The organism is Citricoccus nitrophenolicus, assembly GCF_047305825.1.
In the GTDB taxonomy this organism is placed as follows: domain Bacteria; phylum Actinomycetota; class Actinomycetes; order Actinomycetales; family Micrococcaceae; genus Citricoccus; species Citricoccus nitrophenolicus.
On the sequence record NZ_CP063070.1, the window covers coordinates 685,955 to 700,734 of the forward strand.

Here is a 14,780-nt window from a genome sequence, read left to right on the forward strand (position 1 = left end):
GATCACCGGACGGTCAGCGGCGGCTCTTCTTGGACTTCCGGCCGTCACCACGTGACGCGTTGGCGGCATCCTTCGCCGGTACCCCCTGGGAACCGTTCTGGCCGGTTCCGCCGTCGGTCCGGCGTACCTGCGTGGTGACGTCCCCCGAATCAGACGGGGCAGAGAATCGCAGGGTGGACGGCTGACGTGGGGCGTCCAGGCCCTTGACGTTCAATACCGGGGTCATGGTCGCGGACCGGGCGTCCTGGACACCGGGCAGGGACGTCGGTGCCGGGGCGCTCTGGACCTCGAGGTTGAACAGGTAGCCGACGGACTCCTCCCGGATGGCCTCCATCATGGACTGGAACATCAGATACCCCTCGCGCTGGTACTCCACCAGGGGATCTCGCTGGGCCATGGACCGCAGGCCGATTCCCTCCTTGAGGTAGTCCATCTCGTAGAGGTGCTCCTGCCACTTGCGGCCGATCACTGAGAGCACCACGCGGCGCTCGAGCTCACGCAGGGACTCCGGGCCAATGGCCCGTTCGCGGTCCTCGTAGGCCAGTTTCGCGTCCGAGACCAGTTCCCGCTTGAGGTCCTCGCCCTTGAGCTTGGCCGGGCCCCCGGCCTCCTCCACGATCTCCTCGGCGGAGACACCCACGGGATACATCTGCTTCAGGTCCGTCCACAGCTGGTCCAGGTCCCACTCGCTGGCGTGGCCGGTGGCGGTGACCTCGTCCACCATGGCGGACACGGAGTCCTCCAGGAAGTGCTGGATCTTCTCCTGCAGGTCCTCACCCTCGAGAATCTGGCGGCGGTCGGTGTAGATCGCCTCTCGCTGGCGATTCATCACGTCGTCATACTTGAGCACGTTCTTGCGCTGCTCGGTATTGCGTGACTCCACCTGCTGCTGGGCGTTCTGGATGGCGCCGGAGACCATCTTGGACTCCAGTGCCATGTCATCGGGGACCGAGGCCGAGTTCATGATGCGGGATGCCGCTCCTGGGTTGAACAGGCGCATCAGGTCATCGGTCAGTGAGAGGTAGAAGCGCGACTCTCCCGGATCACCCTGACGTCCGGAGCGGCCCCGCAGCTGGTTGTCGATCCGTCGTGACTCGTGACGCTCGGTGCCGAGCACGTACAGGCCGCCCAGCTCGAGGACCTCCTCATGCTCCTTCCTGACGTGCTCCTGCGCCGCGGCCAGGACCTCGTCCCACTGCTCCTCGTACTGCTCCGCGTCCTCCACGGGGTCCAGACCACGCTTCTGCATCTCGGCCACCGCATTGTGCTCGGCGTTGCCACCGAGCATGATGTCGGTACCGCGGCCAGCCATATTGGTGGCCACGGTGACGGCGCCCCTGCGACCCGCCTGAGCGACGATCGCTGCCTCACGGGCGTGGTTCTTGGCGTTGAGCACCTCGTGCCGGACACCGTTCTTCGCCAGCAGCTTGGAGAGGTACTCGGACTTCTCCACAGACGTCGTGCCCACGAGCACGGGTTGGCCAGCCTCATGCCGCTCGGCGATGTCCTTGACCACCGCATCGAACTTGGCGACCTCGTTCTTGTAGATCAGGTCGGTCTGGTCCAGCCGCTGCTTGGTCTTGTTGGAGGGGATGACCACCACGCCGAGCTTGTAGGTGGACATGAATTCGCCGGCCTCGGTCTCCGCCGTGCCGGTCATGCCGGAGAGCTTCTCGTAGAGGCGGAAGTAGTTCTGCAGCGTCACGGTGGCCAGGGTCTGGTTCTCCGCCTTGATCTGCACGCCCTCCTTGGCCTCGATGGCCTGGTGCATGCCCTCGTTGTAGCGGCGGCCGGCCAGCACGCGCCCCGTGTGCTCGTCCACGATGTTGACCTCGCCGTTCAACACGACGTAGTCCTTGTCCTTCTTGAACAGTTCCTTGGCCTTGATGGCGTTGTTCAGGTACTGGATCAGCGGCGTGTTGGCGGACTCGTAGAGATTCGTGATGCCCAGCCAGTCCTCGGTCTTCTCGATGCCCGGCTCAAGCACGCCGACGGTCTTCTTCTTCTCGTCGACCTCGTAGTCCTCGTCCAGGGTCAACTTGCGGACCAGCTTGGAGAACTCGGTGTACCAGCGGGAGGCGTCACCCTGGGCCGGTCCGGAGATGATCAGTGGCGTGCGGGCCTCGTCGATGAGGATGGAGTCGACCTCATCGACGATGCAGAAGTGGTGTCCGCGCTGGACCAACTCCTCGTTGGACCACGCCATGTTGTCCCGCAGGTAGTCGAAGCCGAATTCGTTGTTGGTCCCGTAGGTGATGTCCGCGGCGTACTGGGCACGGCGGGTGGCCGGGTCCTGGTTCGCCACGATCACACCGGTCTCCAGACCGAGGAAGCGGAACACCCGGCCCATCAGCTCGGACTGGTAGCTGGCCAGGTAGTCATTGACGGTGATGACATGCACGCCATTGCCACTCAAGGCGTTGAGGTACGCCGGAGCCGTGGCCACCAGGGTCTTGCCCTCACCGGTCTTCATCTCGGCGATGTTCCCGAGGTGGAGGGCGGCCCCACCCATCAGCTGCACGTCATAGTGACGCTGGCCCAGGGTGCGGCCGGAGGCCTCCCGCACGGCCGCGAAAGCCTCGGGCAACAGTGAGTCCAATGTTTCGCCGGCAGCGATCCGCTCTCGGAAGGTCTCGGTCTCACCGCGCAACTCGGCGTCGGACATCTGACGGAACTCGTCCTCGAGGACGTTGATGGCGTCAGCGAATCCCCTGAGCTGCTTGAGGACCTTCTTGTCCCCGGTCTTCAGGATTCGTTCGATGAAAGATGCCACGTGCCTTGACTCCCTGTTCCCCGGTCCGCCGGGTGCTTCGGTATGCATTGCGCTCTGGAATCCCGGATGGGCCGGTGGCCGCGGGGATACCAGTACAGTCTACGGTCATAAGACTGGGAGCTTCCTCAAGGTACGGCGTAGCTCACCGGCCAGGTCGCCATCGGCGGCCGCGTCCAGCACCGTCTCCTCCAGTCCCAGCCACCGGGACAGTTCCGCCAGTTCTGCGGCCAGCTCGGAGGCCACCTGCCCGACGCCGGCGCGCGGGCTCCTCAGAGTCCTCCGGTTGGCCTCGGGGTCACCGGGGACCTCCTCCGGATCCTCGGCCCATGCCCCACGCACCAGCAGCAGCCGTGCCGCACGGTCCGCCTTGAGATCGATCTGGGCGGCCAGCCGCTCCCCCAGCAGGAACAGCAGCGAATAGTAGCCCCTCGTTCGTTGTGGGGCCGGCGTGTAGATCCCCAGGCGGTACCGCACACCGAACAGGGCCTGGACCCGGGGCCTGTGGAACACGAGCGGATCGAAGGGACTCACGAGTGCGCGGCCGGTGGCTGCCCGGGGCACCGTGGCCCCGGCATGCCGCCAGGCCGGCACGGTCTTGCCTCCAGGTGCGGGCAGGCGCACCGGCTCGAGGACTGACTCGCGGTGCAGTTGATGGGCAGCGGTCCGCGCGGCCCTGACGGGAATCCGGTAGTAGTCGGCGAGCGAGGCTTCCGTGGCCACGCCCAGGGCCCGGGAGGCGGCTCGGACGAGTTCCACGGCGGCCACGTCCGGGTCGGGTGCCGCCGTATCTTCCGTGAGCCGGATGACGGGAAAGAAGCGGCGCTCGAACTGGGCGTTGCGGCCCGCACTGGCGATCCTCCCCGAGGCGAAGAGGTCCTCAAGGACACGACGGACCACGGACCAGTTCCACCCCCAGTGCCCCTCGTGGCGTCCGTGGTCGCCCAGACGGGCCTCGACCTGCCGTGCCGTCAGTGGTCGCGAGGTCTGCAGCAGCTCAAGGATCCGTTCCGAGAGGGCCGCCCGCAGGGCCTCCTCGACGTCCGTGGCGGACATCCAGGTGCGGCGCTGCACGGCGACCAGTGCGGGCCGCAGCCGGGTGGGCACCAGGGAGGCCTCGTGTGCCCAGTACTCGGTCCAGCTGCGGGGGCTCTGGTGGGACATGCGGTCCAGCAGGGCAGGGTCATAGGGGCCCAGCCGGCTGTACACGGGGAGGTAGTGGGCGCGGGCCAGCACGTTGACGGAGTCCACCTGCAGCACGCTGAGCCGATCCGCCACGGCCCGCACGGTTCGGGCACCGGGAGGGCCCGGAGGGCGGGGTCGATGGAGTTGCTGCGCCGCGAGAGCGGCCCGGCGGGCCTCGGAGTGTCCCATCACGGGACCGCCCCGCCCCTCGGGGCGGGGCGGTCCCTGGCCGAGGCGCCGAGCCGCGGCGTCAGACGGTTGCGGCGCGATAGTCGATGTCCTCCTCCTGGACCTCGGCATCCGGGTGTTCGGCGTCCAGGGTGATGACGCCGTAGCTCCAGCCCTTGCGCCGGTACACGGCGGAGGGCCGGCCGCTCGACGAGTCGATGAAGAGGTAGAAGTCGTGACCCACGAGCTCCATGGCATCCACGGCGTCATCCACGGTCACGGGCGTGGCAGGGAAGATCTTCTTGCGGATCCGCACCGGTCCCTCGTCATGGCCGTTCTCTTCAGCGTGCGCCTCGGCGGCCTGATCGGCCATGACCTGCTCCACGAGGGACTGTCCCGGCTCGACCGGTGGCAGGACGGCCGTGGCGTCCGCCACGGACACCCTCTTCTGGTGGCGGTCCTTCTGCCGGTCGCGCAGTCGGCGCAGTCGCTCCAGGAGCTTGCCGAACGCCAGATCGAATGCCGCGAACTTGTCATCAGCCTGGGCCTCCGCGCGGATGACCTTGCCCTTCCCCTGGACCGTCAGCTCCACCGTGAGCTTCTCGGCCGAATGTCGGTGATTGGACTGCTGGGTGACCTTGATCTCCAGCCTCTGAGCCCGAGTGGACAGCTGTTCGATCTTGCTGAACTTCTCCTGGGCGTAGTCCCGGAAGCGGTCCGGGATGGAGACGTTGCGGGCAACGTAGCTGACGTCCATGGTCATGATGTCCTCCTAGGAGCCTGACGGCTTTGCGAACATGTGGCGTGCGATCCGCAGGCGGTGGTGAGACCACCCTTAAATGCACATCGGCGGCGGGAAGAACTACTCCTTCCTGCCGCCGGATACGGAGCCCCGGGGGTTCCGTTGGGCTCACCCTAGTACGATCTTCACCCGGAGTTAAGACCTTCATCACCTACGGCACCCGGTGGGGCCACCGAGGCAAGGACCACGGCCCCGGCCGGACTGATCCCGCCGAGCTCGAGGGCCCTCCACATGGCCGAGAGGGTCGATCCCGTGGTCATGACATCGTCGAAGACCACCACGGTAGGTCGCTCGTGCCGAGCAGATCCCACGAACCCTGCGGTCAGGCGGTGAGTGGGGCGGAACCGGTCTCGGGCCACGGATCGGCGCTGCCGCGACCCCGTCCCGGCATGGCTCGTCCGCTGCCGCACCACGGCCGGCGGTGAGGGCCTCCGGTGCGACACCCAGCCCCGCGCGGCCATCCAACCGCGCGGCAGAGGCCCGCGCAGCAACTCCTCCACGGGGTCGATACCCCGGCGGCGGAATCCGGCGGCACTCCCCGGGACCGGAACCAGGGTGAACGGTCCGGTGAGGCCCAACAGCTCGGGTACGGCCTCCAGGGCGCGGTACACGGCCGGCCGCAGGAACCGCGCCACCGAACTCCGCCCGTGGTCCTTGAAGGCCAGCAACGCTCGGGACGCCTCGGCACCGTAGCGTGCCGCCGCCACCACGGGTACCGGAGCGGGGCCCTGCTCGATGAACCGGAGGGGCAGTGCGGCCGCGCCTCGTTCGGCCCGGAACGGCTGCCGCGTTTCGGCCGCCAGGCCGGGGGCGCATTCGGGGCACACGGCCCCGTCCCGATCACCGCACAGGACGCAGAGGCTCGGCAGGAGCAGCCCGGTCAGTTCGCGGGACGCCGAGGCCAGCGACCGTGCGGTCCGGGTGTGCACGGCGGAGTCGAGCAGGGTGGCGAGGCGCTGACGGGTGTCCATGGTGCCAGTCTGCGGCTGCGCCCCGACGGGCAGCTGCCGCGGGCGGACCAGCTGTGGACGAAACGCCCGGAACCCGGTCGAGAATGGTTCAGCCCGGGAAGGCCAGGTCCTGGGCCAGGGCACCCGCCTGGGACCGCCAGGTGGAGCCGGCCAGGGTGTGCACGGCCTCGGCCGTCTCGGCGTAGACCGGGTTGTCGCCCGGCCCCGTGGAGAAACCCGTCATCCCGAGCAGCGGCCGGTGGGTGACGAGCGATCCGTCCAGTCCGATGGTCTGTGCCTCCACCGAGGAGTCGGAGCTGGTGGCGGCCACGAGCAGCTCCTGGTCGGAGAGCCAGTTGACGTCGTTGACCGGGACGGTCGGCTCCAGGCGCACGGGAGAGCCCAGGCCACGCGGCACGCCCTCGGAGTCGCGGATGACACCGGCGAGGTACAGGTGGGCGGAGTCCCCCTCGCCGGCCACGATCGCCGCCCGGGTGCCGTCCCGCGAGATCCGCAGCGCACTGACGGTACGGTCTCCGAGCCACTCGGCGCTGATCTCCCGGGAGGCCTCCCCCTGATCCGTGGCCTCCAACGCCATGATGCGGGTGCCGTTGGCATGGTCCACGGTCCAGATCCAGCCGGAGGAGTCGAAACTCGGCCGGGTCAGCTCCTCACCCTCGACCTCGGGCTGCTGGGAACCGTCAGTACCGGCGGTGATCATCCGGGTACGGTCCTCATTGAGGAAGGCGAACATGGTGCCATCCAGGCTCATGGCCGGGTCCACGGGTGTGCCCTCCAACTCGGTCTGCAGTCCCCCGACGGGGACGGTGGCGTCGCCCTCGAAGTAGACCAGTTCGCCGTCCGCCACGGCCACCTGCGTTGATCCCACCCCCGGGTTGATCGTGGCAGGATCGAAGCTCTCCGGCACCTCGCCCAGGTCCAGGGGATTCAGGTCCACGGACATCTCCACACCGGAGACACTGTTGAGCCCGTCCAGTGTCAGCTCGAGCTGCTGCTGCATGCGCTGGCGGGTCAGCGGGTCCGCGCTCTCGACCGCCTGGGAGGTCAGATCGACCTTCGCCAGACCGCCGCTGACCGGCACGGAGGGACGGGACAGCTCGGACCCTGACTGGAAGGCAGTCTTGACCGCCCCGTCCAGGTAGGGGGACGGACCGTCCATCAGTGCCCCGACGATGTCCGCCGCCGTCCCGCTGCGGTTCAGGAACCACCGCAGGTCCGGCACCGCATAGGTGTAGGACTGGTCATAGAAGTACAGCTCGTGGGACGCGAAGAGGGCACGGAACTGGGCCGTCTCGAGCATGCTGCCCCCGGGCGCCTGGGCGATCCGCCACTGTCCGTCCACCTGGGTGAGTTCGAAGCCCACGGCCTCCGAGGTGTTCGCTGGCATGCGGTTCATGATCCCCCGCTCGTCCACCACCGAGTCCACCTCCATCTGGACCTCGTACTGGCTGTCCTCGGCCGAGGGCACCACGGTGGGGGCCTCGTGGTACACCAGCGTCCTGGCCTCTGGGTTCCAGGACGTGGCAGCGTCCTCCGTCAAGAACTCCCGCGCGGTGGCGTAGTCGTCCTGGATGCCGGTGCCCGCATTGAGGAACCCGCGGATGATCTCCTCGGGGCTCGCGTCCTGAGCGGGGCCGGCTGGAGTGAAGGAGTAGTTCATCTGGCTCTCGGCACCGGGCAGCGGATCCGAGGTACCCACCGGCCCGCTCTGGGGCAGATGGGCGCAACCGCTGACCAGCAGCAGCCCCGCCATCAACACGGCGCAGAGCACGGCCATCGGCCCGCGGGAGCGCAGCACACGGGTGATGCCCGCCGACTGGGAAGCCGTCATCAGGATTCCTCCTCTTCCGGGGCGTTGGACGCATCCTCCGGGGAGACCGTGGACTCCAGCGGTTCCGCGCGCGGCCGGTACAGCGACTGCTCCTGGACGCGGTCCGGCAGGACCTCGCCGGTCAGCGGTAGCGGCTCGATGCTCTCGAGATCCGACGGAAGCCGGCGTTGGGACTCGTCATACACCGGGGGAAGCGCCAGCGGGGAGTCCTCGCCCACCGTGGCCCCGCTGGCGCGCGGGATGACCAGGCGGAAGGCCGACCCGTCACCCAGGTGCCCCCAGGCGTCCAACCTCCCGTTGTGCAGCCGCGTGTCCTCCGCAGCGATCGACAGCCCCAGCCCCGATCCCCCCGTGGTCCGGGCCCGCGCAGGGTCTCCGCGCCAGAAGCGGTCGAAGACGTGGGAGGCCTGTTCCTCGGACATCCCGATGCCGTGGTCCCGGACCACCACGGCCACGTCCTGCTCGTTGCCGCCGACGATCACGTCCACGGGACGCGACTCGCCGTGCTCGATGGCGTTGTTGACGAGATTGCGCACGATGCGCTCGATGCGACGGGGGTCCACGTAGGCGTTGACCTCGGCGCCCACGGGAACCACGTACACCGCGGTGTTGGCCTTGTGCGCCAGGGGCTGCGCCGTCAGGACCACGTCGGTGACCAGGTGCAGGATGTCCGTCTTCTCCGGGGCCATCGTGGCCGCGCCCGCGTCGAATCGGGTGATCTCCAACAGGTCCGCCAGCAAGGCCTGGAAGCGCTCCACCTGGTGGTAGAGCAACTCCGTGGATCGGCGGTTGATCGCATCGAACTCGTCACGCGAGTCGTACAGCACCTCTGCCGCCATCCGAACCGTGGTCAGGGGCGTCCGCAACTCGTGGGAGACGTCGGAGACGAACCGCTGCTGCATCTGGGACAGTTCCGCCAGCTGAGTGATCTGGTCCTGGATGTTGTCCGCCATCCGGTTGAAAGAGGTCCCCAGCCGGGCCATCTCGTCCTCGCCCTGCACGGGCATCCGCACGGACAGGTCCCCTGAGGACAGCGTCTCGGCTGCCGAGGCGGCCTGACCCACCGGCCGGACCACGGACCGGGTGACGTAGACGGCGATCAGGGAGTTCATCATCACCAGCATGGCGCCGGCCACCACGAGAACTCGCATCAGGTAGTCCAAGGTGTCCTGCACGCTGGAGAGGTCATACACCATGTACAGCGCGTAGATGTTTCCCGGCGGCAGGGTCACCTGGGTGCCGAAGGCCAACCCCGGGCTGGTGCCGCCGTCCTCGGCGGGCAGGCCGATGGACCGCCAGTAGGTGCCGCTGCCGTTCTGGACGGCAGCGGAGAGTTCTGCAGGGATCACCTCCGCGGACAGTCCGGAACTGGACTTGGGGCCCACGAAGAGGTTCTGGCTGTCCTCGAGGGGCACCAGGACCATGTCCCGCACCACCGTGGCCCCCGTCTCCCCTGCCAGCTGGTTCAGGGTGTTGGTGACCAGCAGGTCGGTGGTCTCAGAGTCGTTGGTGTTGGCGTTGTCGAAGATGGACCGCGCCTGGTTCAGCCCGCGGTTGGACTCGGCCTCGACCTGGTCGAACCGGGACTGGAACAGTCCGGAGGTGATCTGCTGGGTCAGGAACAGTGCCAGCACCCCGGCGGCCACCAGGGTGAGCACAGCGGTGATCGCCACCGTGCGGAGCTGCAGGGAGGCGGTCCATCGGCGCCGTGCGGCGGAGAACCACCCGGTGAGCAGGGAGCCGAACCGGGCCCCGACCCCCGCGTCCGAGCCGGCGGCAACGGTGTCCGCCTGCTCGGGGGCACCGGCGGTGGCCGTGGTCAACTCAGCTCTGACCGGCCTTGTAGCCGACTCCGCGGACCGTCAGCACGACCTCCGGGTTCTCCGGATCCCGCTCCACCTTGGAGCGCAGCCGCTGAACGTGCACGTTGACCAGCCGGGTGTCCGCCTGGTGACGGTAGCCCCAGACCTCCTCCAGGAGCATCTCCCGGGTGAAGACCTGCCAGGGCTTGCGGGCCAGCGCCACCAGGAGATCGAACTCCAAGGGCGTGAGTGGGATGGACCCGTCCCCACGGGTGACCTGGTGTCCGGCCACGTCGATGGTCAGGTCCGCGATCGTCAGGGTCTCCGGGGCACGGGTATCGCCCTCGCGCAGCCGGGCCCGAACACGCGCCACCAGTTCGGCCGGCTTGAACGGCTTGGGGACATAGTCGTCGGCGCCGGCCTCGAGACCGCGCACCACGTCCGAGGTGTCCGATTTGGCGGTCAGCATGACGATCGGGGTGTCGGACTCTGCCCGAATGGCCTGGCAGACCTCGATGCCGTCCATGCCGGGAAGCATCAGGTCCAGCAGGACCAGCTCGGGCCGGGTGGACCGGAACATCTCCAACGCCTGTGAGCCGTCCGCGCAGAACGTCGGCTCAAAGCCGTCATTGCGCAGCACGATGCCGATCATCTCCGACAGTGCCTCGTCGTCATCGACCACGAGAATTCTGGCCTTCACAGGAATGGTCCTCCCCTTCAACGAAGTTCCCACCGGAGGGCTTCCACCATCCGACGCCGCCGCCCGGTGGTCCGTGCGGACCGGCCCGACCGGCCATCCGTTACACCTTATCCGACCAGCGCGGATGCGGCCGATATAGTCGGGGACGACACATGGCGCGCCGCGCCGGGAGTGGCCGGACCACCAACGGTGCAAGCGCCGGACCGCAGTACCTTCAGGGGGACCTTCCGTTGGACCAGAACCGATACCCGAACGACGACCACCGGGATCCCTGGGGGCAGGTCGGCCAGTCCCCCTATGGTCAGTCCCCCTACGACCGGCCGGCCTCCGGTCAGAACCCCTATGGGGCCTATGGCCAACCGACCCAGCAGAGCCCGTACGGCCCGGGGGGTCAGGGCGGGCCGTATCCCGGCTTCCACGCCGCCTCGCGCCGGCCCGGGATCATTCCCCTGACGCCGTTGGCACTCGGTGACCTGCTCAGCGGTTCCTTCGCCGTCATCCGGCGCAACGCCGCCGCCGTGGTGGGCACCGCGCTGATCGTGGCCCTGATCGAGATCGCGGTCGCCCTCGTGGGCACCAACCTGATGTTCGACGTGGTCAATGACATCGTGCGCATGGAGCAGTCGGGCGTGGATCCGTTCCTCCAGGACTCGACGGCATTCCAAGTCCTCGGGCCACTGTTCGGGTCCCTCGCACTGTTCGCGGTCGGCGCCCTCCTGGCCGGGCTGGCAGGTCTGGTGGCGCACGGTGTCCTGGCCGTCGTCGTCCTGCGCTCCGCCGCGGGGCTGAAGACGTCCCTCGGCCAGGCCTGGCGGCTCACCGGCCGCCAGCTGTGGTCCTTGCTCGGCCTCGGCATGCTGTACCTCGTGGCCTCGTTCATCCTGATCCTGCTGTTCACCGCCGTGGTGGTGGGCCTGGTCATCGCCGCGGCCAACGAGGACGCCGGCCTGGCCGCGGTGATGGGGATCCTGCTGTTCGTGCTCACCGTCGGCGGCGTGGTGGTCGGTGTCTGGCTGTACGTCAAGTTCCTGCTCGCGGCGGCCGCCTCCGCTGTGGAGCTGAAGTCACCTGTCAGGGCACTCGGCCGGTCCTGGACCCTGACGCGTGGGCACTGGTGGCGCACCTTCGGCATCATCCTCCTGGTCGGCCTCATCGTGGGAGTGGTCGCCTCCATCATCACCACCCCGCTGTCCATGGTCGGCAGCGTCTTCGCTCCCTTCGACGAGACCGGTTCGGCCGAGATGGCCGTGGACTCCGCCCGGGGCTGGACACTCGTCAGCGTGGCCGCGACCTCCCTGGTCAACGCCCTGTCCACCGTGTACACCGCCTGCCTCGTGGCCCTGCTCTACACCGACTACCGGATCCGGCAGGAGAGCTTCGACCTGGACCTCGCCGCGGCGGCCGACGCCGCCGGCCTGAGCGACGACGCCCGGTTCAGCACCGTCCAGGACGTTCAGACCGCGGCCGGCACGGATCACCTGGTCCCGGGACGTCCGGCTGCAGGACCCGCCGGATCCTGAGACCGGAGGCGCTGGGTTGGAGATGAGCTGGGCTGCGGCCGCCGTCACCGGTGAGGGCTGGGAGCCGGACCGAGACGAGGCCCGCCGTCTGCTCCAGGACGAACTGTCCAGTCCGGAGTATGCCCAGGCCAGGCCCAATCCCCTCCTGGAGTGGCTCGCCGGTGCGCTCGACACCGTGATGGAGTGGCTCACCTCCCTCGGGGGCGCTGCTCCCTCCCTGCCCGGTTGGGTCCTGCCCCTGGCACTCGTGGTGGTGGCCGTGGTGGTGCTGCTGCTGGTCCGCCCCCGCAGCAACGCGGCGGTCCGCGCTCGGCGGGCTGCCGCCGTGCTGTCCGATCGGTCGATCAGTCCGGAACAGTACCGCCGGTCGGCCGCCTCCGCCGCGGCGGCCGGGCATCACGGGGCGGCACTCGCCGCCTGGTACCGGGCACTCGTGCGGCAGGCCGAGGTCCGTACCGTGCTGGCGGTCAAGCCCGGACGCACCGCCACCGAGGCGGCCCTCGGGCTGGGCTCCGCGTTCCCCGCCGAGGCGGGTGCCCTGGCTTCCGCCGCGGACGACTTCAACGCCGTGGTCTACGGCGAACGGGGATCCAGCCCGGCACAGGCGGAGTCGGTCCGCGCCCTCGACGAGCGGCTGCAGCTCCTGCAGCCGTCCCCGGGATCCGCCGGCTCCGCCGCACGGCCACAGGTGGTGGCCCCACGATGAGCCCCACCACGTCCACCAGCACGCTTGCCGACACGCCCACCAGCGCGTCCACCGGCCCGGCAGTCCCCTCCACCGCACAGGCCCTGGGGCAGTGGTGGCGAAAGGCTTGGATCTGGTTCGTCCTGGCGGCCCTGCTGGTGCTCGTGACACTGCCCTCGGTGTTCCGCCAGAGCCCGGATGACCGCCAGCTCTCCCCGGTCTCGGCTGCCCCGCAAGGCGCCCAGGCCGTGGTCCGCGTGCTGCAGGGCCACGGAATCACCGTGCATCCGGCTGACTCGCTCGACGATGCGGTGGCGCTGGCCGACGAGCACCCCGAGGCACCCGTGTTGTTCCACGATGCCAACGGCCACCTGCCAGCCGCCGGACTGGATCAGCTCGCGGCCGCCGTCAGTGCGGACCGGCGGGTCCTCGTCGAACCGGATTTCCAGACGCTGCAGCGGCTGGCCCCGTCAGTGTCCCAGGCCGGTCAGGTGCCCGACGGCGACCGGTTGGGCTCCGGGGGCCGGTGCCGGATCGCGATGGGCCGGGAGGCGCAGTCCGTCCCCGCGGCGGGCCGGGCCTACCGCGATGCGGACGCCTCGGCGTGCTTCCCCGTCCCGGAGACCGCATCCGGGCCGAGCGGCTCCGCCCACACCGTGTTGGAGACGTCCGAGGGGACCGTGGTCCTGGGCAATCACGGGGTCTTCTCCAACGAGGCGGCCGGTCAGGACGGCCACCCCGTGCTGTCCCTCTGGTCCCTGGGCCAGTCCACCGATGTGGTCTGGTACCTGCCGGGACTCTCGGATGTGGCGGTGGATCCGGGCCCCCCGACCACGGATCAACTACTGCCGGACTGGGTGCGCCCGGCCGGGGTCTGGCTCATCATCTGCCTGGTGGTTCTCATGCTGTGGCGGGGCCGCCGCCACGGGCCCCTCGCCGTGGAGCCGTTGCCCGTGGTGGTCCCGGCCTCCGAGACCGCGGTCGGCCGAGCCCGCCTGTACGAGCGGTTCGGCCACCACGGTGCCGCCGCCCGGTCTCTGCGCGCGGCCACGCTCGTGCGGCTCTCCCGGGCTCTGAGCCTGGGCCATGGCGCCCCGGTGGAGGCGATCGTCTCCGCGGCGGCCCGGCTCACCGGACGTGACCCGGCGCGAGTGGCCGCCGAACTGGACGTGGAGCGCGTGGGATCCTCCCGCGAGCTGGTGGCCGCCGGCCGCCGACTACAGCAGCTGGAGGAGACCGTGCAGGCGGCCCTGACCACCTCAGACCCCGATGGAAGGACACCATGACCGATCCGAATCCCGAGCACGCCGTCTACCAACCGAACCAACAGGTCCAGCCGAACCCGCCGAACCAACCGAACCAGCCGAACCGGCAGGGCCAGGGTGACGAGGAACTGCGCCGCGCCTTCGGCGCAGTACGCGAGGAGGTGGCCCGCGCCGTTGTGGGGCAGCAGCCGGCCGTCACGGGACTGCTGATCGGTCTGCTCTGCAACGGCCACGTCCTGCTCGAGGGGGTGCCCGGGGTGGCCAAGACCCTGCTGGTCCGTGCCCTCTCCGCGGCGCTGGACCTGGACACCCACCGAGTCCAGTTCACCCCGGACCTGATGCCCGGTGACGTCACCGGCTCCCTCGTCTACGACACGAAGACCGGGGAGTTCGAATTCCGTGAGGGCCCGGTGTTCACCCACCTGCTGCTGGCGGACGAGATCAACCGCACCCCGCCGAAGACCCAGGCCGCCCTGCTGGAGGCCATGGCCGAGGGCCAGGTCTCGGTGGACGGCGTGTCCCGGCCCCTGCCGGACCCCTTCATGGTCGCCGCCACCCAGAACCCGGTCGAGTACGAGGGCACCTACCCCCTTCCCGAGGCACAGCTGGACCGCTTCCTGCTGAAGGTGACCCTTGAGCTGCCTGAGCGCGAGGACGAGGTGGAGATCCTGCGCCGTCACGCCGAGGGCTTCTCGCCGTCAGACCTGGCCGCAGCGGGCGTGACCGCCGTGGCGGGTGCCGGAACCGTCCAGGCCGCGCGCGCCGCTGTGGGTCGGGTGCAGTCCGGCCCGGAGGTCCTCGGTTACATCACGGATCTGGCCCGGGCGAGCCGGCTCTCCCCCTCGTTCCAGTTGGGCGTGTCGCCGCGCGGTTCCACCGCCCTGCTGCAGACCGCCAAGGCCTGGGCCTGGCTGGGCGGTCGCGACTACACGACTCCCGATGATGTCCAGGCCATGGCGCTGCCCTGCCTGCGGCACCGCGTCTCACTGCGGCCCGAGGCCGAGCTGGACGGGGTGAGCACGGACCAGGTGCTCTCCGGGCTGCTCGCCACCGTCCCGGTCCCGCGTTGATCGGTACGCGC

At 69.3% G+C, this 14,780-nt stretch carries 11 protein-coding genes; 4 read left to right on the forward strand and 7 right to left on the reverse strand.

From position 1 onward, the window contains the following. Positions 1–13: 13 nt before the first annotated feature. From secA to mtrA, 7 genes are all read right to left on the reverse strand, one after another. Positions 14–2,773 (reverse strand): preprotein translocase subunit SecA, encoded by a 2,760-nt coding sequence (gene secA, locus IMT31_RS03130; protein ID WP_413543725.1) that lies wholly within the window; start codon positions 2,771–2,773, stop codon positions 14–16. A gap of 105 nt (positions 2,774–2,878) precedes the next feature. Further along, complete coding sequence (locus tag IMT31_RS03135; RefSeq protein WP_413543726.1) at positions 2,879–4,048, reverse strand: winged helix-turn-helix domain-containing protein; 1,170 nt, start codon at positions 4,046–4,048, stop codon at positions 2,879–2,881. A gap of 157 nt (positions 4,049–4,205) precedes the next feature. Continuing rightward, entirely contained in the window at positions 4,206–4,886 is a 681-nt protein-coding gene (gene hpf, locus IMT31_RS03140) for a ribosome hibernation-promoting factor, HPF/YfiA family (RefSeq protein WP_413543727.1), read from the reverse strand. A gap of 164 nt (positions 4,887–5,050) precedes the next feature. Further along, complete coding sequence (locus IMT31_RS03145; protein WP_413543728.1) at positions 5,051–5,896, reverse strand: ComF family protein; 846 nt, start codon at positions 5,894–5,896, stop codon at positions 5,051–5,053. An 88-nt stretch (positions 5,897–5,984) separates the two neighbouring features. Next, positions 5,985–7,727 (reverse strand): LpqB family beta-propeller domain-containing protein, encoded by a 1,743-nt coding sequence (locus tag IMT31_RS03150; protein ID WP_413543729.1) that lies wholly within the window; start codon positions 7,725–7,727, stop codon positions 5,985–5,987. Then, positions 7,727–9,550, reverse strand: coding sequence for an MtrAB system histidine kinase MtrB (gene mtrB, locus IMT31_RS03155; protein ID WP_345355570.1), 1,824 nt, complete (start codon positions 9,548–9,550; stop codon positions 7,727–7,729). The genes IMT31_RS03150 and mtrB overlap by 1 nt, the downstream gene beginning before the upstream one ends. A 1-nt stretch (position 9,551) precedes the next feature. Next, entirely contained in the window at positions 9,552–10,229 is a 678-nt protein-coding gene (gene mtrA / locus IMT31_RS03160; RefSeq protein ID WP_345355567.1) for an MtrAB system response regulator MtrA, read from the reverse strand. 230 nt (positions 10,230–10,459) lie between these two features. On the opposite strand from mtrA, the gene IMT31_RS03165 reads away from it, so the two are divergent. Genes IMT31_RS03165 through IMT31_RS03180 form a run of 4 tightly spaced genes read left to right on the forward strand, consistent with a single transcriptional unit; the run spans position 10,460 to position 14,769 of the window. Next, positions 10,460–11,749, forward strand: a complete 1,290-nt coding sequence (locus tag IMT31_RS03165) for a hypothetical protein (RefSeq protein ID WP_345355564.1) — start codon at positions 10,460–10,462, stop codon at positions 11,747–11,749. 22 nt (positions 11,750–11,771) lie between these two features. Continuing rightward, positions 11,772–12,455, forward strand: coding sequence for a DUF4129 domain-containing protein (locus IMT31_RS03170; protein WP_345355561.1), 684 nt, complete (start codon positions 11,772–11,774; stop codon positions 12,453–12,455). Continuing rightward, the gene (locus tag IMT31_RS03175; protein WP_413543730.1) at positions 12,452–13,720 is read left to right on the forward strand and encodes a DUF4350 domain-containing protein; all 1,269 of its coding nucleotides are present in this window, start codon (positions 12,452–12,454) and stop codon (positions 13,718–13,720) included. Before IMT31_RS03170 ends, IMT31_RS03175 begins: the two co-directional genes overlap by 4 nt. Beyond that, positions 13,717–14,769 (forward strand): AAA family ATPase, encoded by a 1,053-nt coding sequence (locus IMT31_RS03180; RefSeq protein WP_413543731.1) that lies wholly within the window; start codon positions 13,717–13,719, stop codon positions 14,767–14,769. Before IMT31_RS03175 ends, IMT31_RS03180 begins: the two co-directional genes overlap by 4 nt. Positions 14,770–14,780 lie beyond the last annotated feature (11 nt).

Coding starts and splice junctions, on each gene's coding strand:
- hpf (WP_413543727.1), bottom strand. CDS start 4,886: ATGACCATGGACGTCAGCTACGTTGCCCGCAACGTCTCCATCCCGGAC.
- IMT31_RS03145 (WP_413543728.1), bottom strand. CDS start 5,896: ATGGACACCCGTCAGCGCCTCGCCACCCTGCTCGACTCCGCCGTGCAC.
- IMT31_RS03150 (WP_413543729.1), bottom strand. CDS start 7,727: ATGACGGCTTCCCAGTCGGCGGGCATCACCCGTGTGCTGCGCTCCCGC.
- IMT31_RS03170 (WP_345355561.1), top strand. CDS start 11,772: ATGAGCTGGGCTGCGGCCGCCGTCACCGGTGAGGGCTGGGAGCCGGAC.
- IMT31_RS03175 (WP_413543730.1), top strand. CDS start 12,452: ATGAGCCCCACCACGTCCACCAGCACGCTTGCCGACACGCCCACCAGC.
- IMT31_RS03180 (WP_413543731.1), top strand. CDS start 13,717: ATGACCGATCCGAATCCCGAGCACGCCGTCTACCAACCGAACCAACAG.